This is a genomic window from Kribbella antiqua (genome assembly GCF_004345665.1).
Taxonomy (GTDB): Bacteria; Actinomycetota; Actinomycetes; order Propionibacteriales; family Kribbellaceae; genus Kribbella; species Kribbella antiqua.
Map to the genome: position 1 here is coordinate 107,065 of NZ_SLWR01000002.1, position 19,452 is coordinate 126,516.

Below are 19,452 nucleotides of genomic sequence, written 5' to 3' on the forward strand. Positions count from 1 at the left end.
AGACGTCAGGCCACCTTGAAGAAAGAACGGACGAAGCCGAGACCGTCGACCAGCGCCTCGACCTCCTCCGGCGTCGTGTAGAGGTAGAAGGACGCCCGCGTCGAGGACTGTACGCCGAACCGCTCGTGCACCGGCCGCGCACAGTGATGCCCGGCGCGGACAGCGATCCCGCGGGTGTCCAGCACGGTCGCCACGTCGTGCGGGTGTACGCCATCCAGCTCGAAGCTGATCGCGCCGCCATGGTCAGCCGCCTCGGTCGGGCCGAGAATCGTCAACCCTGGAACGGTTTTCAGGCCCTCGAGCGCGTACTCGACGATCGCGTGCTCGTGCGCGGCGATCTTGTCCATCCCGATCCCGGACAGGTAGTCCACGGCCGCACCGAGCCCGACCGCTTGCGCGATCGGCGGCGTACCGGCTTCGAACCTGGCCGGCGGAGCGGCGTACGTCGAACCGGTCATCCGGACGACCTCGATCATCTCGCCGCCACCGAGGAACGGCGGCAGCTCGGCGAGCAGCTCGTACCGGCCCCAGAGCACACCGATGCCTGTCGGGCCGACCACCTTGTGGCCGGTGAACGCGAGCAGGTCCGCACCCAGCGTTGACACGTCGACCGGGAACTGCGGCACCGCCTGCGACGCGTCGACGACGACAGTCGCGCCGACCGCGTGGGCCTTGGCGGCGATGTCGGTGATCGGGTTGATCGTGCCGAGCGCGTTCGAGACCCAGGTCAGCGAGACGATCTTGGTGTTCTCGGTGATCAGCTCGTCGATGTTGCTCAGGTCGAGCCGGCCCTCTTCGGTCACGCCGAACCACTTCAGCTCCGCGCCGGTCCGCTCACAAGCCAGCTGCCACGGGACGATGTTGCTGTGGTGCTCCATCTCGGAGATCACCACGACATCGCCCGGCTTCAGCGACGCACCGAGCGTGTGCGCGGCGAGGTTGAGCGCCTCGGAGGCGTTCTTGGTGAAGACGATCTCGTCGCGACTCGGAGCACCGATGAAGGCGGCGACCTTGTCCCGGCCGCCCTCGTACGCCGCGGTCGCCTCGGCACCGAGCTGGTGCATGGCCCGGGCGACGTTCGCGTTGTGCTTCAGGTAGTGGTCCTCGAGCGCCTGGACCACGTGGCGCGGCTTCTGCGAGGAGTTGGCCGAGTCCAGGTAGACCAGCGGGAACCCGTTCGCGAGCTCGCGAGACAGGATGGGAAAGTCCGCCCGGACCGATTGCAGGTCCAGCGGACTGCTGAATGTGGTCCGGGCGTTGGTCACTTCGCGCCTGCCTTCAGGAACCGCTCGTAGCCGTTCGCCTCGAGCTCTTCGGCCAGCTCCGGTCCGCCCTCTTCGGCGACCCGGCCGTCCACGAACACGTGCACGAAGTCCGGCTTGATGTAGCGCAGGATCCGCGTGTAGTGGGTGATCAGCAGCACACCCTTGTCGCCCTGCGACGCGAACCGGTTGACGCCGGTCGACACGACCTTCAGCGCGTCGATGTCGAGGCCGGAGTCGGTCTCGTCGAGGATCGCGATCTTCGGCTTCAGCAGCTCCAGCTGGACGATCTCGTGCCGCTTCTTCTCACCACCGGAGAAGCCCTCGTTGACGTTGCGCTGGGCGAACTCGGGGTCCATCTCCAGGTCGGCCAGGGCGGTGTTCACGTCCTTGACCCAGGTGCGCAGCTTCGGCGCCTCGCCGTCGATCGCGGTCTTCGCCGTCCGGAGGAAGTTCGCCACCGACACGCCCGGCACCTCGACCGGGTACTGCATCGCCAGGAACAGGCCGGCCCTGGCGCGCTCGTCGACGGTCATGTCCAGCACGTCCTCGCCGTCGAGCGTGACGGTGCCACTGGTGATGTTGTACTTCGGGTGGCCGGCGATCGAGTACGCCAGCGTGGACTTGCCGGAACCGTTCGGGCCCATGATCGCGTGCGTCTGGCCACCGCTGATGGTCAGGTTGACGCCGCGCAGGATCTGCTTCGGGCCGTTCTCGGTGTCGACCGACACGTGCAGGTCGCGGATCTCGAGTGTCGCCATGAGGTTTCTTCTATCTCCGTCTGGTTTACAGGGATGCCTGGTTGAGAGGGTTCTTCACATCGACGAGTACGTCGTCGCCGTCCAGCCGGACCGGGTAGACCGGCACCGGGTCGTACGCGGGCAAGCTGGTCGGCTCGCCGGTGCGGAGGTCGAAGCGGGACCCGTGCAGCCAGCACTCGATCTCGCACTCGCCGACGTCACCCTCGGACAGCTGGATCTGCGCGTGCGAGCACTCGTCCCGCACCGCGAAGAACTGTCCCTCGCTCTTCACGACCGCGACCTCGACGCCGCCGACCTCGACCGGGACGACTCCTTCGTCCGGTACGTCGGTGACGGCGCAGGCGCGCTCGAACGTGTCGCTCACTGGCCGATGACCGCCTTGGCGGACGCGCTCAACTCCGCGGCCCGCGCGAGCTTCTCTTCGATCACCTCGTGCAGGTGCTCGGCCACCTCGGGCACGCCGATCTTGCCGATGATGTCGTTGAAGAAGCCGGACACCACCAGCCGCCGGGCCGCGTCCTCGGGGATGCCGCGGGCCTGCAGGTAGAACAGCTGCTCGTCGTCGAAGCGGCCGGTCGCGGACGCGTGACCGGCGCCCTCGATCTCGCCGGTCTCGATCTCCAGGTTCGGCACCGAGTCGGCGCGAGCGCCATCGGTCAGGACCAGGTTGCGGTTCAGTTCGAAGGTGTCGGTGCCTTCGGCCGCGGCCCGGATCAGCACATCGCCGATCCACACCGAGCGCGCGTTGTCGCCGGCCAGCGCACCCTTGTAGAGCACGTTGCTCTTGCAGTGCGTCGCCTCGTGGTCGACGAACAGCCGGTTCTCGTGGTGCTGGCCCGACTCGGCGAAGTAGACGCCGAGCAGTTCCGCATCGCCGCCAGGCCCGGCGTACCGGACGTTCGTGGCGATCCGGACGACCTTGCCGCCGAGCGTGACGACGACGTGGTGGAGCTTGGCGTCGCGGCCGACCAGCGCGTCATGCTGCGCGAGGTGGATCGACTCATGGTCGGCCTGCTGGATGCTGACCACCCGCAGCTCAGCGCCGTCGCCGGCGACGATCTCGACGTTGCTGCCGAGCTCACCGGCGCCGGTGTGGTCGATGATCACGGTGGCGCGGCTGTGCCGGCCGGCGTCGACGATCAGGTGGCTGAAGCCGCGGGCACCGAGGCTCGCGACATTCACGTGCACGGGCTCGATCAGCTCGGCCTCGACCGGGATCCGCACCGCCAGCGCCTCGGCCGCGTGGTTCCAGGCGACGGCCGCCGACCGGTCCTGCGGCTTGCCGACCTTCAGCGAGTCGGCCGCGACGGTCTCGAACACGACTCCGTCCGGGCCGGACGCGTCGATCTTCGGGGTCTCGGTGCCGGCCTCGTCGGCGAACAGCGCCTTGAGGGCCTTGACCGGGGTGAAGCGCCACTCCTCCTCGCGCCCGTTCGGCACCGCGAAGTCGGCCACGTCGTACGACGTCGGCCGCTCATTCCGGGCCTGGAGCGGGACCGGCGAACCCGGCCCGTGGGAGTGCGCCCGATTGCCGGTGGCAACCAGGGTTTCGCTCGCGGTCATCAGCCGACGGCCCCTTCCATCTGCAGCTCGATCAGTCGGTTCAGTTCCAGCGCGTACTCCATCGGGAGCTCGCGGGCGATCGGCTCGATGAAGCCGCGGACGATCATCGCCATCGCCTCGTCCTCGGCCATGCCCCGGCTCATCAGGTAGAAGAGCTGGTCGTCGCTGACCTTGGACACGGTCGCCTCGTGTCCCATCGCCACGTCGTCCTCGCGGACGTCGACGTACGGGTAGGTGTCGGAGCGGCTGATGGTGTCGACCAGCAGCGCGTCACAGCGCACCGTGGACTTGCTGTGGTGCGACCCCGGCGCCACCTCGACCAGACCCCGATACGACGTCCGGCCGCCACCGCGGGCGACGGACTTCGACACGATCGAGCTGGAGGTGTACGGCGCGTTGTGCACCATCTTGGAGCCGGCGTCCTGGTGCTGGCCCTCGCCGGCGAACGCGACCGACAGGGTCTCGCCCTTGGCGTGCTCGCCCATCAGGTAGACGGCCGGGTACTTCATCGTCACCTTGGAACCGATGTTGCCGTCGATCCACTCCATCGTCGCGCCGGCCTCGCAGGTGGCGCGCTTGGTGACCAGGTTGTAGACGTTGTTCGACCAGTTCTGGATCGTCGTGTAGCGGCAGCGGGCGCCCTTCTTCACGATGATCTCGACCACCGCTGAGTGCAGCGAGTCGGACTTGTAGATCGGCGCCGTACAACCCTCGACGTAGTGCACGTAGGCGTCCTCGTCGACGATGATCAGGGTCCGCTCGAACTGGCCCATGTTCTCGGTGTTGATCCGGAAGTACGCCTGCAGCGGGATGTCCACCTTGACGCCCTTGGGGACGTAGATGAACGAGCCGCCGGACCAGACCGCGGTGTTCAGCGAGGCGAACTTGTTGTCGCCGACCGGGATGACGGAGCCGAAGTACTCCTTGAAGAGCTCCGGGTGCTCCTTCAGGCCGGTGTCGGTGTCCAGGAAGATGACGCCCTGGGCCTCCAGGTCCTCGCGGATCTGGTGGTAGACGACCTCGGACTCGTACTGCGCCGCGACACCGGCGACCAGGCGCTGCTTCTCCGCCTCCGGGATGCCCAGCTTGTCGTAGGTGTTCTTGATGTCCGGCGGCAGCTCCTCCCAGGAGGTGGCCTGCTTCTCGGTGGACCGGACGAAGTACTTGATGTTGTCGAAGTCGATCCCGGACAGGTCCGCGCCCCACGACGGCATCGGCTTGCGGTCGAAGAGCTTCAGGCCCTTCAGCCGCAGGTCCAGCATCCACTCCGGCTCGTTCTTGAGGGTGGAGATTCCTCGCACCACGTCCTCACTCAGGCCGCGCTGAGCAACCGCGCCGGCGGCGTCGGAGTCGGCCCAGCCGTACTGGTAGTTGCCGAGGCCTTCCAGTTCGGGGTGAGCGGTTTGCGTCATCGTGCAGTCCTCGCAGATTCGCCGTCGGATACAGGGGCAGTAACCGGCTGGGGGCCGGGGATGTGCGTCGTACAGACACCGTCGCCGTGGGCGATGGTGGCCAGCCGCTGAACGTGCTTACCGAGGAGTCGCGCGAACACCTCGGTCTCCGCCTCGCACAGCTGGGGGAACTGCTCGGCCACGTGTGCGACCGGGCAGTGGTGCTGGCACAGCTGGGCGCCGTGCGCTGCCTGGGCCGTGGACGCGGCATAGCCGTCCGCGGTCAGGGCCTGGGCGAGCGCATCGGCCTTGTTGCTCTCGGGAGCGGCGTCGACCAGCTCCCGGTACCGCTGTTCCACCTCGGCGACGCGGCGGCGGGCGAACTCCGCGACCGCCTCCTCACCGCCGGCTTCGGCGATGAACCGCATCGCTGTGGCCGCCAGGTCGTCGTACGCCTGGTGGAACGCGTGCCGGCCGGTGTCGGTCAGCACGAAGACCTTCGCGGGGCGGCCGCGGCCACGTGGGCCGTAGACGCGCTCCTCACGGGCCTCGACCAGGCCCTCGTCGAGCAGGTGGTCGAGGTGCCGGCGGACCGCCGCCGGGGTCAGCTCCAAGCGCTCCGCGAGCACCGCGGCGCTGGACGGACCGTTGGTCAGGATCGAGCGGGCAACCCGGTCCCGAGTGGACTCGTCCCGCGTCACGGCAGCGCCCGCGGGCGCCGGTCCGTTCGTCGCAGGAGTTTTCACAACATCAGTGTCGCGTAATTCACCGGGGCCTTCAAATAAGGGTCCCCTAACCGGTTCGCGCGGTCACGCGGGGCGTGGGAGCCCTTCGTGACCAGCGTCACGCCGCCTGACCCCGGGGAAGAACGGGTAAGCCCGGTCCTAGACTTCTTCCGTGCCAGTCGCGGTGGAGATCGACAACCTCGTCGTGCGGTACGGCGAGAAGGCCGCGGTCGACGGTCTCAGTCTCACCGTAGCCGCCGGCACGGTGACGTCCGTGCTCGGCCCCAACGGTGCCGGCAAGACCACCACCGTGGAGAGCTGTGAGGGCTTCCGGCGACCCGACTCGGGCCGTGTCCGGGTGCTCGGGCTGGACCCGATCGCCGACCACGACGAGCTGATGCCGCGGATCGGCGTGATGCTCCAGGAGGGCGGCGCCTGGTCCGGCGTCCGCGCGATCGAGATGCTCCGGTACGTCGCCACCCTGCACACGCACCCCCTCGACATCCCGGCTCTGGTCGAGCGACTCGACCTCGGCAGCTGCGGCCGGACGCCGTACCGGCGGTTGTCGGGTGGTCAGAAGCAGCGGCTTTCGTTCGCGCTGGCAATCATCGGGCGGCCGGAGATCGCATTCCTGGACGAGCCGACGACCGGGCTCGACCCGCATGGCCGGCGCGAGATCTGGCAGTTGATCCGGGACCTGCGCGACGACGGCGTGACCGTCGTACTGACGACTCATGCGATGGACGAGGCGGAGCAGCTGTCCGATCAGGTCCACGTGGTGTCCGCGGGCAAGGTGATCGCCTCCGGCACCCCGGACTCCCTGACCGAGCATCACACGAAGTCGCTCGAGGACGTCTTCCTCGAGCTCACGGCACCGAAGCGGGAGGCCCGGTGAGCACCTATGCTCCACGGCCCGGGAGCGCGCCGTGGACCCGCAAGGTGCTGGCTCACTCGCGGATGGAGTTCCGGCTCCTCATCCGCAACGGCGAACAACTGCTCCTGGCCCTGGTCATCCCGCTCGGCCTCCTGCTGCTCCTGGGCGGCACCGGCCTGGGCAGCCGGCTTCCGCTCGGCGACGGTCCGGCCATCGATCAGGCCGTACCGCGGGTGCTCGCGCTCGCGATCCTCTCGTCCTCTTTCACGTCACTGGCGATCGCGACCGGTTTCGAGCGCCGCTACGGCGTGATCAAGCGGCTCGGCGCCTCTCCCCTGTCCCGGACCGGGCTGCTGGCCGGGAAGATCGGGGCGGTGCTGGTGGTCCAGGTCATCCAGCTCGCCGTACTGATCGGGACCGGGTTCGCCCTCGGCTGGAACCCGGCCGGTGGCGTCGACGCTGTCGTCGGCGTGGTGCTGGTGGTTCTGTGCGGTACGGCGGCCTTCGCCTCGCTCGGGCTGCTGATGGCCGGAGTACTGCGGGCTGAAGCAACACTCGCCGCAGCGAACCTGCTCTATCTGCTGCTGTTGGTGGGAGGCGCGGTCCTCACACCGGTCGACGAATACCCGGCCGGCATGCAAGGCGTCGTACGCGTGCTGCCGAGTGCCGCGCTGGCCAACGGACTCGCCAACTCGACCATCGAAGGCGTCATCCCCTGGGCCGCAGCGCTGTCACTGGCACTCTGGGCGGCGGTACTGGGCTACCTGGTCTCCCGAACGTTCCGATGGGACTGAGCTTTAGAGTGTCCCGGTGATGAGCACGGAGACCCCGCCCCAAGAGACTGAGCCAGTCACCGGATTCTGGCGACTGGTGCCCGAGCCGAGCCTGGACGTCGTACGGCGCTGGGGCTGGGCTTCGGTGGTGGCGAACATCGGCATCGTGGTGACCGGCGGACTGGTCCGGCTGACCGGCTCCGGCCTCGGCTGCCCGACCTGGCCCTCGTGCACGGACGAGTCGTACGTGCCGCACGCCGCGCTCGGTATCCACGGCGCGATCGAGTTCGGCAACCGGATGCTCGGGTTCGTGGTCGCGGTGATCGCGATCGGCACCTGGCTGATGGTGATGCGGTACCGGCCGGTGCGCAAGGACCTGCGCCGGCTCGCGACAGCGGCCGCACTCGGTGTCCCGCTGCAGGCGGTGATCGGCGGCATCAGCGTGCTGACCGGCCTGAACCCGTGGATCGTGTCGGCCCACTTCCTGGTGTCGCCGGTGATCATCACGCTGACCGTGTCGATGATGCGGCGCTCCCGGACCAGCCCCTACCCGCACACTCCCCCGGTGGTCCGCGCACTCGCGACCGCCTCTGTCGCTGCGGTCTGGCTGGCTGTCTTCCTCGGCACGTTGGTGACCGGAGCCGGGCCGCACTCGGGTGATCCCGACACCGGACGGAACGGGTTCGACGAGGAGCTGATCAGTCAGCTGCACGCGGACGTGGTGTTCGCGCTGCTGGGCATCTCGATCGCGCTGGTGATCGCGACCCGGGTCACGGCGACCTCACGGACCCTGCGGAAGCTGGCCGCGTGGTTGCTGGCGATGGAACTGCTCCAGGGTGCCGTCGGCTTCACGCAGTACTTTACCGGCCTGCCATGGGGCCTGGTGCTGATCCACATGTTCTTCGCCGCAGTGCTGATCGCCTTGGTCACAGCGGTGTACGGCGAACGCGGCACACCAGCGACCTAGATGGAGACCCGAGGCGCCCAGTCCGGTGAGTAGACCAGACGCCCCGGGTCGCTCTCGTCAGTACCTGACTCTGGACACGGAGCCCGGACCGAAGATCGGCCCGGCGACGTACACGACGCCGCTCTTGCTCACGCCGACACCACCCGGCAGGTGGAGTAGGCCCTTCGCGAGCTCACGCCGGTACCCGCCGCGCTGATGGCCGCCGCGGTACTGCACGAAGACGGCTCCCTCGGTCGCACCGTTCAGCTCGAACTGGAGCCAGCTCGCCTTGGCCAGCTCGACCACGTAGATCTTGTTGCCGGGCCCGGCTCCCAAGTCCACGATCGACGTCCAGCCGTCCGAGTACCGCTGGCAGGCGCCCGTGTACGGGTGCGCCGGGTCACATACGGCGTTGACAGAGCCCGGCTTGATGCGCCAGATCTCCGCCGTACCTGGCGTCGCGGGGAAACCGCGGAGCTCACCGACGTAGTAGTAGCCGTCCGACCCCACGGTCACGGAAGTGGCCACAGCCTCGGCCAGGATCGGTGTGCCGGCCGGTGGCAACGGGTTGCCTTCCGGATCTTTCGCCGGCAGTCCGGACGGAACCTTGACCACGCGCGGCTTGAGCCGCGCGACCGTCTTGATCTTCCCGTTCGGCCAGACCCTCAGCAGGTCGTTGCCCGCAGCATCGGACACGAGAACCGTGTGGTCGTTCAGCGCGGCCAGCCCGAACGGGTTGCTCTCCCCAGGCGGACCGTCCGTGTTGTCCGGGTCCGGGTCTGTCGCCTGGTAGGCCGCGATGTCTGCCACCGGCACCGCAGCCTTGCCGGGCCGCAGCCGGAACAGCGTCGCTCCACCCGGCGGAGCGTCCCCTTCCGGTCCGCCACCGCCGGTGAGTGCGTAGGTCACACCCCACTTACTGGTGTCGATCGCCGGTGGGAAGCCGCCCGGAACCTGGCCGAGCTTGGTGATGTTCTTGTTCAGACCGTCGGCTGACGCCGAGTACACCGAGCCGTCGGTCACGCTGTAGATGACTTTGCCGCCGTACGTCGCGACGCCGCGTGGACCGTCCAGACCGGTGACGACCGGCTTGAGGCTGCTGTGCCCCGCGTCGGCCGGCCCAGCGACCAGCGCGGACCCGGCGAGCGCCAGCGCTGCGACCGCGGCGATACGTGTTCGTGCCCCCATGAAACCCCCTGCGTTCTATGTCTCCCCAGGCGTGGAATCCCCCTCCACAGACCGCCTTATCGCAACATCAGATCACGATCAGGTCAACGGCAGGACTCCACGCACTTGATCGAATACGACGCGCGAACGTCGTACTGCAACCCACAGTGCCTAGCTCTGCACCCAGAGTGCACCTAACCGATGCCAAAGGCAACAGTCAGTGCAGCAGCGGGTCGATGGCCGCGGCGATGAAGAGCAGCGCCAGGTAGATGTTGGAGAAGTGGAACAGGCGCATCGGGCGCAGCGCGGCACCTTCGGCGCCGGTGTGGGCCCGGAGCAACAATGCGCGGGCCTCGCGGAGGAAGACGACGCCGAGCGCGATCGCGGCCAGCGGGTAGACGAAGCCGGTGTCAGCGACCGGCCAGAGCGCGATCGAGGTGGCCACCATGACCACGGAGTACGCCATGATCTGGCGCGCGGTGGCGACCGGGGTGGCGACGACCGGCAGCATCGGTACGTCGACCGACGCGTAGTCCTCGCGGTAGCGCATCGCCAGCGTCCAGGTGTGCGGCGGCGTCCAGAAGAAGACGACCAGGAACAGCACGACCGGCGTCCAGGCCAGCTCGTTGGTGACCGCGGTCCAGCCGATCAGGGTCGGGAAACAACCCGCGATTCCGCCCCAGACGATGTTCTGCACGGTACGGCGCTTGAGCACCATCGTGTAGCCGAACACGTAGAAGGCATTCGCGGCCAGTGCGAGCAGCGAGGACAGCCAGTTGACGAAGAAGCCGAGCTCGAGTGTCGCCAGGACCCCGAGCACGACGCCGAAGATGGTCGCCGACCGCGGGCTGACCGCGTGCCGCGGCAGCGGGCGGCGGCGGGTCCGGCGCATCTGCTCGTCGATGTCGCGGTCGAGCACGCAGTTGATCGTGTTCGCGCTGCCGGCGGCGAAGATGCCGCCGACCAGGGTGGCGGCGACCACGCCGAGGCCGGGCACTCCACCGGCGGCCAGGAACATCACCGGCACGGTGGTGATCAGCAGCAGCTCGATGATGCGTGGCTTGGTCAGACCGACGTACGCCTTGACCACATCGCGCACCGTCGGGCTCAGAACAGCTGGGTCGGCCGGCAGCGGCGGCGCTGCCGGGTACGACGTCGTCGCGGCTGGACGCGGGTCGACGGCCGTCACGAACACCTCGAAAACAGTGGGTTGACGCCGGGGACCGGCGCTGACGATTCGACAGTCTACGACGCCCCGTAGGAGGGTCTCGCCACCCCCCTGGGTGAGCCGTCCGTGTGATGTGCGAGACGTCGGGAACAAGAGGTGTGTGGTCCGGGTTTCGAGTCTATGGAAGGCGCCGGACACGCGGGCGAGTAGGCTCGCTCACGGTGATGCGCGGGGCCGCGATCGCGACCGGCCGGTAGGTCCGGAGCGATCCCTCGACGCCTACCAGATGTTGTTTTCGCAGCCATCGAGAGGAGCGCCGCCGGCGTGACGGAGAAGACCAGCCCCAAGCTTGAATGGACCGAGGCCGACCGGCGCGCAGTCGACACGGTGCGGGTCCTCGCGATGGACGCGGTGGAGAAGGTCGGGAACGGCCATCCTGGTACGGCGATGAGCCTGGCGCCGGCGGCGTACCTGCTCTTCCAGAAGGTGATGAAGCACAACCCGGCGGACCCGCACTGGCCGGCCCGCGACCGGTTCGTGCTGTCGGCCGGTCACTCCAGCCTCACTCTGTACATCCAGCTCTACCTGGCCGGCTTCGGCCTCGAGCTGGACGACCTCAAGTCCCTGCGCACCTGGGGCAGCAAGACCCCGGGCCACCCGGAGTACTCGCACACCCCGGGTGTCGAGACCACCACCGGCCCGCTCGGCCAGGGCGTCGGCAACGCCGTCGGCATGGCGATGGCGGCCCGCCGCGAGCGTGGCCTGTTCGAGCCCGAGGCCGCCGCCGGTGAGGGCGTGTTCGACCACCACATCTACGCGATCGCCTCCGACGGCGACCTGGAGGAGGGCGTCTCGTCCGAGGCCTCCTCGCTGGCCGCCCACCAGAAGCTCGGCAACCTCACGCTGATCTACGACGACAACAAGATCTCCATCGAGGACGACACCAACATCGCGTTCTCCGAGGACGTCGCGGCCCGCTACGCGGCGTACGGCTGGCACGTCCAGGACGTCGACTGGACCAACGGCGGCACCGGCTACGAGGAGAACGTCCAGGCCCTGTACGACGCCCTCGAGGCGGCCAACGCGGTCACCGACAAGCCCAGCTTCATCCGGCTGCGCACGATCATCGGCTGGCCGGCGCCGACCAAGCAGAACACCGGCAAGATCCACGGCTCCGCGATCGGCGCCGACGAGGTGGCGGCGACCAAGAAGGTCCTCGGCTTCGACCCGGAGAAGGACTTCGAGGTCGCCGACGAGATCATCGAGCACACCCGCAAGGCGCTGGAGCGCGGCAAGGCGCTGCAGGAGGAGTGGAACGTCAAGTACGGCGCCTGGCGGACGGCCGCACCCGAGCGCGCCGCGCTGTTCGACCGGCTGCAGACGCGTGAGCTGCCGGCCGGCTGGAAGGACGCGCTGCCGAGCTGGGACGCCGACGCCAAGGGTGTCGCCACCCGGGCCGCCTCCGGCGAGGTGCTGACCAAGCTGGCGCCCGAGCTGCCCGAGCTGTGGGGCGGTTCGGCCGACCTCGCGGGCTCGAACAACACCACCCCGAAGGGCGAGCCGTCGTTCATCCCGGCCGAGCACGCCACCAAGGAGTTCCAGGGCAACGAGTACGGCCGCGTCCTGCACTTCGGCATCCGCGAGCACGGCATGGGCTCGGTCCTCAACGGCATCGCCCTGCACGGCGGCACCCGCCCGTACGGCGGCACGTTCCTCGTCTTCAGCGACTACATGCGCCCCTCGGTCCGGCTGGCCGCGCTGATGAAGCTGCCGGTGACCTATGTGTGGACGCACGACTCGATCGGTCTCGGCGAGGACGGCCCGACGCACCAGCCGATCGAGCATCTGGCGGCGCTGCGGGCCATTCCGGGCCTGGACGTCGTACGGCCTGGTGACGCGAACGAGACCGCGGCCGCGTGGGCGGCGATCCTCGAGAACACCGACCGCCCGGCCGGTCTGGCGCTGACCCGGCAGAACGTACCGACCTTCCCGCGCGGCACCGACGGCTTCGCGACCACGGAGAACGTGAAGAAGGGCGGCTACACGCTGCTCGACACCGACGGCACGCCGGACGTGATCCTGATCGGCACCGGCTCCGAGCTGCAGCTGGCCGTCGAGGCCCGTAACACCCTGGCCGGCGAGGGCATCAACGCCCGGGTCGTGTCGATGGTGTCCCGCGAGTGGTTCGACGAGCAGGACGACGCGTACCGCAACTCGGTCATCCCGGCGAACGTCCGGGCCCGGGTCTCGGTCGAGGCCGGTGTCGGCCAGGGCTGGCGCGAGGTGGTCGGTGACGCCGGCCGGATCGTCAGCCTGGAGCACTTCGGCGCCTCGGCCGACTACAAGGTCCTGTACAAGGAGTTCGGCATCACCGCCGAAGCCGTCGTCCAGGCCGCCAAGGACAGCATCGCCGCGGCCGCCGAGCTCGGTGGCGCGGGCGTCCCGGCCGAACGGCACGCGGCCGGACCGATCGGCCCGGCTGACTGAAACACCCACAACAGAACATTCGGAAGGCTTCGGACATGAACGATCGCTTGAAAGCACTCGCCGACGCGGGTGTCTCCATCTGGCTCGACGACCTCTCCCGGGAGCGGCTGACCAGCGGCAGCCTGGCGACGCTGATCCACGACTCGTACGTCAGCGGCGTGACCACCAACCCGACGATCTTCGCCAAGGCCATCGCCGACGCCGACGCGTACGCCGAGCAGGTGGCCCGGCTCGCGGCCGAAGGGGTCTCCACCGACGAGGCCATCCGGGTGATCACCACCGACGACGTCCGTTCCGCCGCGGACCTGTTCAAGCCGGTGTACGACGACTCCGAGTCGGTCGACGGCCGGGTCTCGATCGAGGTCGAGCCCGGCCTGGCCCGGGACACCGAGAAGACGATCGCCCAGGCCAAGGAGCTGTGGGAGACCGTCGGCCGGGAGAACGTGTTCGTGAAGATCCCGGCCACCATGGAAGGCCTGCCGGCAATCACCGCGACCCTTGCCGCGGGCATCAGTGTGAACGTGACGCTGATCTTCTCGCTGGACCGCTACAAGGCCGTCGTGGACGCGTTCCTGACCGGCCTGGAGCAGGCGATCGAGAACGGTCACGACGTCAGCAAGCTGGGCAGCGTCGCCTCGTTCTTCGTCAGCCGGGTGGACACCGAGGTCGACAAGCGACTCGATGCCATCGGCACCGATGAGGCCAAGGCCCTGAAGGGCAAGGCCGCCATCGCCAACGCGCGGCTCGCGTTCCAGGCGTACGAGGAGATCTTCTCCTCCGACCGCTGGCGCGAGATCGAGACGGCCGGCGCGAAGCCGCAGCGCCCGCTCTGGGCCTCCACCGGCGTCAAGGACCCGGCCTACCCGCCGACCCTGTACGTCGACAACCTGGTCACCCGGGGCGTGGTCAACACGATGCCGGAGGCAACCATCAAGGCGGCCGCCGAGCACAGCGAGGTCACCGGCGACACGGTCCGCGGCGACTACGCCGCCGACCGCAAGGTGATCGACGACCTGGAGAAGCTGGGCATCTCGTACGACGAGGTCGTGCAGGTGCTGGAGGACGAGGGCGTGGCCAAGTTCGACGCGTCCTGGTCGGAGCTGCAGGACACCGTCACCGCCGCGCTGAAGGGTGCCGCCAAGTGACTGTCACCGCTTACGGCGAAGGCTGGCGCGAGGTCGTCGACCGGCTCGTCAGCGAGAAGATCGCCTCCCGGATCGCCGCCAAGGACGCCACCACCTGGGGTCCGGAAGCCGAGGCCGAGTCGTCGATCCGGCTCAGCTGGGTCGACCTGTACGAATCGTCGCGGCCGTTGCTGGCCGAGATCGAGGCATTGCAGGCCGACTTGCGGTCCGAGGGCCTGGACCGGATCGTGCTGTCCGGCATGGGCGGTTCCTCACTGGCTCCCGAGGTGATCACCCGGACCGCCGGGGTCGACCTCGTCGTACTGGACTCCACCGACCCGAGCGTGGTTTCCCGGGCGCTGGACGGTGACCTGCAGAAGACGGTCATCGTGGTGTCCAGCAAGTCCGGCGGCACGGTCGAGACCGACAGCCACCGGCGGGCGTTCATCAAGGCGTTCACCGACGCGGGCATCGACCCGGCTGGGCGCATCGTCGTGGTGACGGACCCGGGCTCGCCGTTCGAGAAGCTGGCGGCGGACGAGGGTTACCGGAAGACGTTCCTGGCCGACCCGCACGTCGGCGGCCGCTACAGCGCACTGACAGCCTTCGGTCTCGTCCCGTCGGCGCTTGCCGGCGCGGATGTGGCCGAGCTGCTGGACCAGGCCGCCGAGGTGGCGCCGACACTGCAGGCCGACGACCCGTCGAACCCTGCGCTCATCCTCGGCGCTGTCATCGCAGCCAGCCCGGGCCGCGACAAGGTCGTCATCGCCTCTGGTGGCTCGTCGATCGTCGGCTTCCCAGACTGGGCCGAGCAGCTCATCGCCGAGAGCACCGGCAAGAACGGCACCGGTGTCCTGCCGGTAGCGGTGGAGAGCCTCGAGGCGCCGGAGCTGCACAGCGGTGCGGGCGACCTGGTCCACGCATTGCTCGCGGCAGACACCAGCGCCGCCAGCGTTGCCTCCGGCACCCCGACCGTCGTGACGACCGGCTCTCTCGGTGCGCAGTTCCTGCTGTGGGAGATGGCGACAGCGGTGGCCGGATACCTGCTCGGGATCAACCCGTTCGACCAGCCGGACGTGGAGAGCGCGAAGAAGGCCGCTCGCGGTCTGCTCGACGCGCAGCCCGAGCCGGAGGCGGCAGCGTTCACCGACGGGGCTGTCGAGGTGCGTGGATCGGAAGGTCTGCTGGACGGCGTGGACTCGCTCAAGGGCGCGGTCGACGTACTGCTGGGCAAGCTCGACGAGCTCGGATACCTCTCGGTCCAGGCGTACCTGGACTCCGAGCGGGACGCTTCGCTCGCGGCCATTCGTCCCGCGATCGCGAAGCAGACTGGGCGGCCGGTGACCTTCGGCTGGGGTCCGCGGTTCCTGCACTCCACCGGTCAGTACCACAAGGGTGGTCACCCGGAGGGCGTGTTCCTGCAGATCACCGCGGCGCATCCGACGGACGTGGAGATCCCCGACCGTCCGTTCACGTTCGGCACGCTGATCTCGGCCCAGGCGGCCGGCGACGCGAATGTTCTCGCCGAGCGCGGCCGGCCGGTACTGCGACTCCACCTCACTGACCCGGCGGCCGGCGTACAACAACTCAAGTCCCTGTTCGAATAGTCCTGTTCGACAACCTGATCTCGGAGGAAAGCGGCTGATGACCGCTGAGCTCGACGAATCACCGGCCGGCCCGGTGAACCCGCTGCGGGATCCGCAGGACCGGCGGCTGCCGCGGATCGCCGGGCCGTGCAGCCTGGTGATCTTCGGCGTCACCGGTGACCTGGCCCGCAAGAAGCTGATGCCGGCGGTCTACGACCTGGCGAACCGGGGGCTGCTGCCGCCCGGATTCGCCCTCGTCGGGTTCGCCCGGCGTGACTACACCAACCAGGACTTCGCCCAGATCGTGCACGACTCGGTCAAGGAGCACGCGCGGACGCCGTTCCGCGAGGAGGTCTGGCAGCAGTTGGCCGAGGGCTTCCGGTTCGTGCCGGGCGACCTGACCGACGACGACGCGTTCAAGCGGCTGCGGGAGACCGTGGACGAGCTGGACGTCAACCGCGGTACCGGCGGCAACCACGCGTTCTACCTGTCCATCCCGCCCGGCCTGTTCCCGCAGGTAGTGCAGCAGCTGTCCGAGCACGGGCTCACCGACGAGGTGCCCGGCTCGTGGCGGCGGGTGGTGATCGAGAAGCCGTTCGGCCACGACCTGCAGAGCGCCCGGGAGCTGAACCAGGTGGTCGAGTCGGTCTTCCCGGCTGAGGCGGTGTTCCGGATCGACCACTACCTGGGCAAGGAGACCGTGCAGAACATGCTGGCGCTGCGGTTCGCCAACGCCATGTTCGAGCCGGTCTGGAACAGCCACTACGTCGACCACGTCCAGATCACCATGGCCGAGGACATCGGCATCGGCGGCCGGGCCGGGTACTACGACGGCATCGGCGCGGCCCGCGACGTGATCCAGAACCACCTGCTCCAGCTGCTCGCGCTGGTCGCGATGGAGGAGCCGGTCAGCTTCGACGCCTGGTCGCTGCGGCAGGAGAAGAAGAAAGTCCTGAACGCGGTCAAGCTGCCCGACCGCCTCGACCTGCACACCGCCCGCGGTCAGTACGAGGCCGGCTGGGCCGGTGGCTCGAAGGTCAAGGGCTACCTGCAGGAGGACGGCATTCCTCAGCACTCCGCGACCGAGACCTTCGCGGCGCTGCGCGTCGACGTCGACACGCGCCGCTGGGCGGGTGTGCCGTTCTACCTGCGCACCGGCAAGCGGCTCGGCCGCCGGGTGACCGAGGTCGCGGTGATGTTCAAGCGGGCGCCGCACCTGCCGTTCACCAAGACCGAGACCGAGGAACTCGGCCAGAACGCGCTCGTACTGCGGATCCAGCCGGACGAGGGCATCACCATGCGGTTCGGCGCCAAGGTACCGGGCACCGCGATGGAGATCCGCGACGTCAACATGGACTTCCAGTACGGCGGCTCGTTCACCGAGTCGTCTCCGGAGGCGTACGAGCGGCTGATCCTCGACGTACTGCTGGGTGATCCGCCACTGTTCCCGCAGCACACCGAGGTGGAGCTGGGCTGGAAGATCCTCGACCCGGTGATCGAGTACTGGGCCAAGCACGGCAAGCCGGAGCAGTACGCGTCCGGCGGCTGGGGCCCGGACTCCGCGCACGAGATGCTCGCCCGCGACGGACGCGCCTGGAGGCGGCCATGATCATCGACCTCACCGACACGACGTCGAGCGAGATCGCCTCGGCGCTGCTCCGGGCCCGCCGGAACGCGGGCTCGCCGGCCATGGGCATGGTCGGCACCATCGTGGTGGTCGTCGACGAGGCGTCCCACCACGACGCGATGAAGGCCGCGAACGAGGCCGGTCGCGAGCACCCGTCACGAGTCCTGGTCGCAATTCTGCGGCCGGGCCGGGGTGCGCCGGGCCTGGATGCCGAAGTCCGCGTGGGCGAAGGCATTCCGGGTGAGGCGGTGCTGCTGCGCCTCCACGGCGAGCTGGCCAAGGTGCCGGAATCCGTCATCACTCCCCTGCTGCTGCCCGACTCCCCCGTCATCGTGTGGTGGCCAGGCGGCGGGCCGAAGGTACCCGCGGACGACCCGCTCGGCCGCTTGGGTCGTCGCCGGGTCACGGATGCAGCTGCGACCCGTCGGGCATCGGTGGACTTCACGGCCCGAGCCGAGGGCTACGAGCCTGGCGACACGGACTTCGCTTGGACCAGGCTGACGCCGTGGCGTGCGCTGCTGGCGGCTGCTCTGGATCAGTACCCGACGAAGGTGACCGGCGCCGAAATCACGTCGGCCAAGGGCAATCCGAGTGCCGATCTGCTGGCGGCCTGGTTGCAGCACCGGCTGGGCGTCGCGGTGGAGCAGAAGACCTCGCGTGGCCCTGGCATCACGGCGGCACGCCTGTTCACGCCGTCCGGGCCGATCGCGCTGACGCGTCCCGATGGTGCGGTGGCGACCTTCAGCATTCCGGGTGCGCCGGACCGGCCGGTGGCCTTGAAGCGCCGTACGACGTCGGAGCTGCTGAGTGAGGAATTGCGGCGGCTCGACCCGGACGACGTGTACGCGCAAACGCTCGCGTGCATGGTCGAGCGGGAGAGCATGCCGGCCGACGCGAAGAAGGTCAGCGCGGTGAACCGGCACTCGGTGCAGACCGCGGTTTCCAAGGCCGCCGAGCGTACGGCGAGTGTCGAGGGCAAGGCAGCATCACCCGAGCTGTCGGCCACGGTCACCAAGAAGACGACCGCTGCGAAGTCGACCGCCAAGAAGACGGCTGCTGAGAAGACGACTGCGCGGAAGTCGCCGGCGCGGAAGTCCGCGGTCAAGAAGACCGCTGCGAAGAAGAGTGCGGGTAAGAGGGTGGCGGGGCGGTCATGACCGCCCCGGAGGTCCTGGTCAACCGCGACGCCGAGGGCCTGGCCCACGCCGTCGCGGCCCGCCTCATCACGCGGCTGGTCGACGTCCAGAGCAGCGGCAAGGTCGCTCAGGTCGTGCTGACCGGTGGACGCGTCGCGTCGGTCGTCTACCGGGCGGTGGCAGAGTCGCCTGCCCGGAGTGCGATCGACTGGCAGCGGGTCGAGTTCTGGTGGGGCGACGAGCGGTTCCTGCCTGACGGCGACCCGGACCGCAACGAGACCCAGGCCCGCGAAGCCTTGCTCGACCACGTGGATGTGGACCCCGCCCGAGTGCACCCCATGCCGGCTGACACCGGTCAAGGCGCTGAGGCGGCCGCGACGGCGTACGCGGCGGAGCTTTCAAAGGCGCTGAGTGCGGGCGACCGGGACGGCGTACCGACGTTCGACGTACTGCTGCTTGGTGTCGGGCCGGACGGTCATGTCGCGTCGCTCTTCCCGGAGCACCCGGGGCTGCACTCCGAGGACGTCGCCGCGATCGCGGTCCACGGCTCCCCCAAGCCGCCGCCGACCCGGATCTCGCTGACCTTCCCGGCGCTGAACCGTGCCCACGAGGTCTGGTTCGTCGTCTCCGGCGACGACAAGGCGAAGGCCGTCCGCCTGGCCCTCGCCGACACCGGCCGCCTGCAGATCCCAGCAGCCGGCGTCAAAGGCCTCAACCGAACCCTCTGGCTCCTCGACGAATCCTCCGCCCAGGAAATCCCCAGCTCCATCCGCGCCCCGCGCACCTAGGCCGAGTGCCGTCGGCAAGCGCTTGTCGGCGACACTCTGCTCACACTCGAGCCTCTCCGCCCGCCGCTGCACGC

General features: G+C 68.9%; 17 protein-coding genes. 9 read left to right on the forward strand and 8 right to left on the reverse strand.

The genetic code is table 11. The features are described from left to right. Nucleotides 1-5 precede the first annotated feature (5 nt). Genes EV646_RS06575 through EV646_RS06600 form a run of 6 tightly spaced genes read right to left on the reverse strand, consistent with a single transcriptional unit; the run spans nt 6 to nt 5,723 of the window. Nucleotides 6-1,265 carry a cysteine desulfurase gene (locus EV646_RS06575; RefSeq protein WP_132145047.1) on the reverse strand — a complete coding sequence of 420 codons (1,260 nt, stop codon included), beginning with the start codon at nt 1,263-1,265 and terminating at the stop codon, nt 6-8. Further along, on the reverse strand, nt 1,262-2,023 hold the full coding sequence (sufC, locus tag EV646_RS06580) for a Fe-S cluster assembly ATPase SufC (protein WP_132145049.1): 762 nt from the start codon (nt 2,021-2,023) through the stop codon (nt 1,262-1,264). Before sufC ends, EV646_RS06575 begins: the two co-directional genes overlap by 4 nt. Before the next feature lie 25 nt (nt 2,024-2,048). After that, nucleotides 2,049-2,387 carry a non-heme iron oxygenase ferredoxin subunit gene (locus EV646_RS06585; RefSeq protein WP_132145051.1) on the reverse strand — a complete coding sequence of 113 codons (339 nt, stop codon included), beginning with the start codon at nt 2,385-2,387 and terminating at the stop codon, nt 2,049-2,051. Continuing rightward, entirely contained in the window at nt 2,384-3,586 is a 1,203-nt protein-coding gene (gene sufD / locus EV646_RS06590) for a Fe-S cluster assembly protein SufD (RefSeq protein WP_132145053.1), read from the reverse strand. Before sufD ends, EV646_RS06585 begins: the two co-directional genes overlap by 4 nt. Next, nucleotides 3,586-4,998, reverse strand: a complete 1,413-nt coding sequence (gene sufB, locus EV646_RS06595) for a Fe-S cluster assembly protein SufB (protein ID WP_132145055.1) — start codon at nt 4,996-4,998, stop codon at nt 3,586-3,588. The genes sufD and sufB overlap by 1 nt, the downstream gene beginning before the upstream one ends. Next, the gene (locus EV646_RS06600) at nt 4,995-5,723 is read right to left on the reverse strand and encodes a helix-turn-helix transcriptional regulator (RefSeq protein WP_241995487.1); all 729 of its coding nucleotides are present in this window, start codon (nt 5,721-5,723) and stop codon (nt 4,995-4,997) included. The genes sufB and EV646_RS06600 overlap by 4 nt, the downstream gene beginning before the upstream one ends. Nucleotides 5,724-5,886: 163 nt before the next feature. On the opposite strand from EV646_RS06600, the gene EV646_RS06605 reads away from it, so the two are divergent. The 3 genes from EV646_RS06605 to EV646_RS06615 are packed head-to-tail and all read left to right on the forward strand — an operon-like array spanning nt 5,887 to nt 8,316. Continuing rightward, nucleotides 5,887-6,597, forward strand: coding sequence for an ABC transporter ATP-binding protein (locus EV646_RS06605; RefSeq protein ID WP_132146070.1), 711 nt, complete (start codon nt 5,887-5,889; stop codon nt 6,595-6,597). Beyond that, nucleotides 6,594-7,370: an ABC transporter permease gene (locus tag EV646_RS06610; protein WP_132145057.1), complete on the forward strand. Its 777-nt coding sequence runs from the start codon at nt 6,594-6,596 to the stop codon at nt 7,368-7,370. The genes EV646_RS06605 and EV646_RS06610 overlap by 4 nt, the downstream gene beginning before the upstream one ends. Before the next feature lie 19 nt (nt 7,371-7,389). Further along, nucleotides 7,390-8,316: a COX15/CtaA family protein gene (locus tag EV646_RS06615; RefSeq protein WP_132145059.1), complete on the forward strand. Its 927-nt coding sequence runs from the start codon at nt 7,390-7,392 to the stop codon at nt 8,314-8,316. Between the two features lie 57 nt (nt 8,317-8,373). On the opposite strand, the gene EV646_RS06620 is transcribed toward EV646_RS06615, so the two are convergent. Next, a complete protein-coding gene (locus EV646_RS06620; protein ID WP_132145061.1) occupies nt 8,374-9,483 on the reverse strand; it encodes a ScyD/ScyE family protein in 1,110 nt (369 codons plus the stop codon). A 196-nt stretch (nt 9,484-9,679) separates the two neighbouring features. After that, nucleotides 9,680-10,657 carry a heme o synthase gene (locus tag EV646_RS06625; protein ID WP_132145063.1) on the reverse strand — a complete coding sequence of 326 codons (978 nt, stop codon included), beginning with the start codon at nt 10,655-10,657 and terminating at the stop codon, nt 9,680-9,682. 297 nt (nt 10,658-10,954) lie between these two features. On the opposite strand from EV646_RS06625, the gene tkt reads away from it, so the two are divergent. Genes tkt through pgl form a run of 6 tightly spaced genes read left to right on the forward strand, consistent with a single transcriptional unit; the run spans nt 10,955 to nt 19,378 of the window. Further along, a complete protein-coding gene (gene tkt / locus EV646_RS06630) occupies nt 10,955-13,117 on the forward strand; it encodes a transketolase (protein ID WP_132145065.1) in 2,163 nt (720 codons plus the stop codon). A 35-nt stretch (nt 13,118-13,152) separates the two neighbouring features. Beyond that, complete coding sequence (gene tal / locus EV646_RS06635; protein WP_132145067.1) at nt 13,153-14,262, forward strand: transaldolase; 1,110 nt, start codon at nt 13,153-13,155, stop codon at nt 14,260-14,262. Beyond that, nucleotides 14,259-15,848 carry a glucose-6-phosphate isomerase gene (locus tag EV646_RS06640; protein WP_132145069.1) on the forward strand — a complete coding sequence of 530 codons (1,590 nt, stop codon included), beginning with the start codon at nt 14,259-14,261 and terminating at the stop codon, nt 15,846-15,848. Before tal ends, EV646_RS06640 begins: the two co-directional genes overlap by 4 nt. A 37-nt stretch (nt 15,849-15,885) precedes the next feature. Continuing rightward, complete coding sequence (zwf, locus tag EV646_RS06645; RefSeq protein ID WP_132145071.1) at nt 15,886-17,436, forward strand: glucose-6-phosphate dehydrogenase; 1,551 nt, start codon at nt 15,886-15,888, stop codon at nt 17,434-17,436. Further along, the gene (locus EV646_RS06650; protein WP_132145073.1) at nt 17,433-18,611 is read left to right on the forward strand and encodes a glucose-6-phosphate dehydrogenase assembly protein OpcA; all 1,179 of its coding nucleotides are present in this window, start codon (nt 17,433-17,435) and stop codon (nt 18,609-18,611) included. The genes zwf and EV646_RS06650 overlap by 4 nt, the downstream gene beginning before the upstream one ends. After that, nucleotides 18,608-19,378 carry a 6-phosphogluconolactonase gene (gene pgl / locus EV646_RS06655; RefSeq protein WP_132145075.1) on the forward strand — a complete coding sequence of 257 codons (771 nt, stop codon included), beginning with the start codon at nt 18,608-18,610 and terminating at the stop codon, nt 19,376-19,378. The genes EV646_RS06650 and pgl overlap by 4 nt, the downstream gene beginning before the upstream one ends. The last annotated feature ends 74 nt before the right edge of the window (nt 19,379-19,452 follow it).

Excerpts from the sequence above, each read along its gene's own strand:
- EV646_RS06620 (WP_132145061.1), bottom strand. The coding sequence starts at position 9,483 with ATGGGGGCACGAACACGTATCGCCGCGGTCGCAGCGCTGGCGCTCGCC.
- EV646_RS06650 (WP_132145073.1), top strand. The coding sequence starts at position 17,433 with ATGATCATCGACCTCACCGACACGACGTCGAGCGAGATCGCCTCGGCG.
- sufC (WP_132145049.1), bottom strand. The coding sequence starts at position 2,023 with ATGGCGACACTCGAGATCCGCGACCTGCACGTGTCGGTCGACACCGAG.
- sufB (WP_132145055.1), bottom strand. The coding sequence starts at position 4,998 with ATGACGCAAACCGCTCACCCCGAACTGGAAGGCCTCGGCAACTACCAG.
- pgl (WP_132145075.1), top strand. The coding sequence starts at position 18,608 with ATGACCGCCCCGGAGGTCCTGGTCAACCGCGACGCCGAGGGCCTGGCC.
- zwf (WP_132145071.1), top strand. The coding sequence starts at position 15,886 with ATGACCGCTGAGCTCGACGAATCACCGGCCGGCCCGGTGAACCCGCTG.
- EV646_RS06615 (WP_132145059.1), top strand. The coding sequence starts at position 7,390 with ATGAGCACGGAGACCCCGCCCCAAGAGACTGAGCCAGTCACCGGATTC.
- sufD (WP_132145053.1), bottom strand. The coding sequence starts at position 3,586 with ATGACCGCGAGCGAAACCCTGGTTGCCACCGGCAATCGGGCGCACTCC.
- tal (WP_132145067.1), top strand. The coding sequence starts at position 13,153 with ATGAACGATCGCTTGAAAGCACTCGCCGACGCGGGTGTCTCCATCTGG.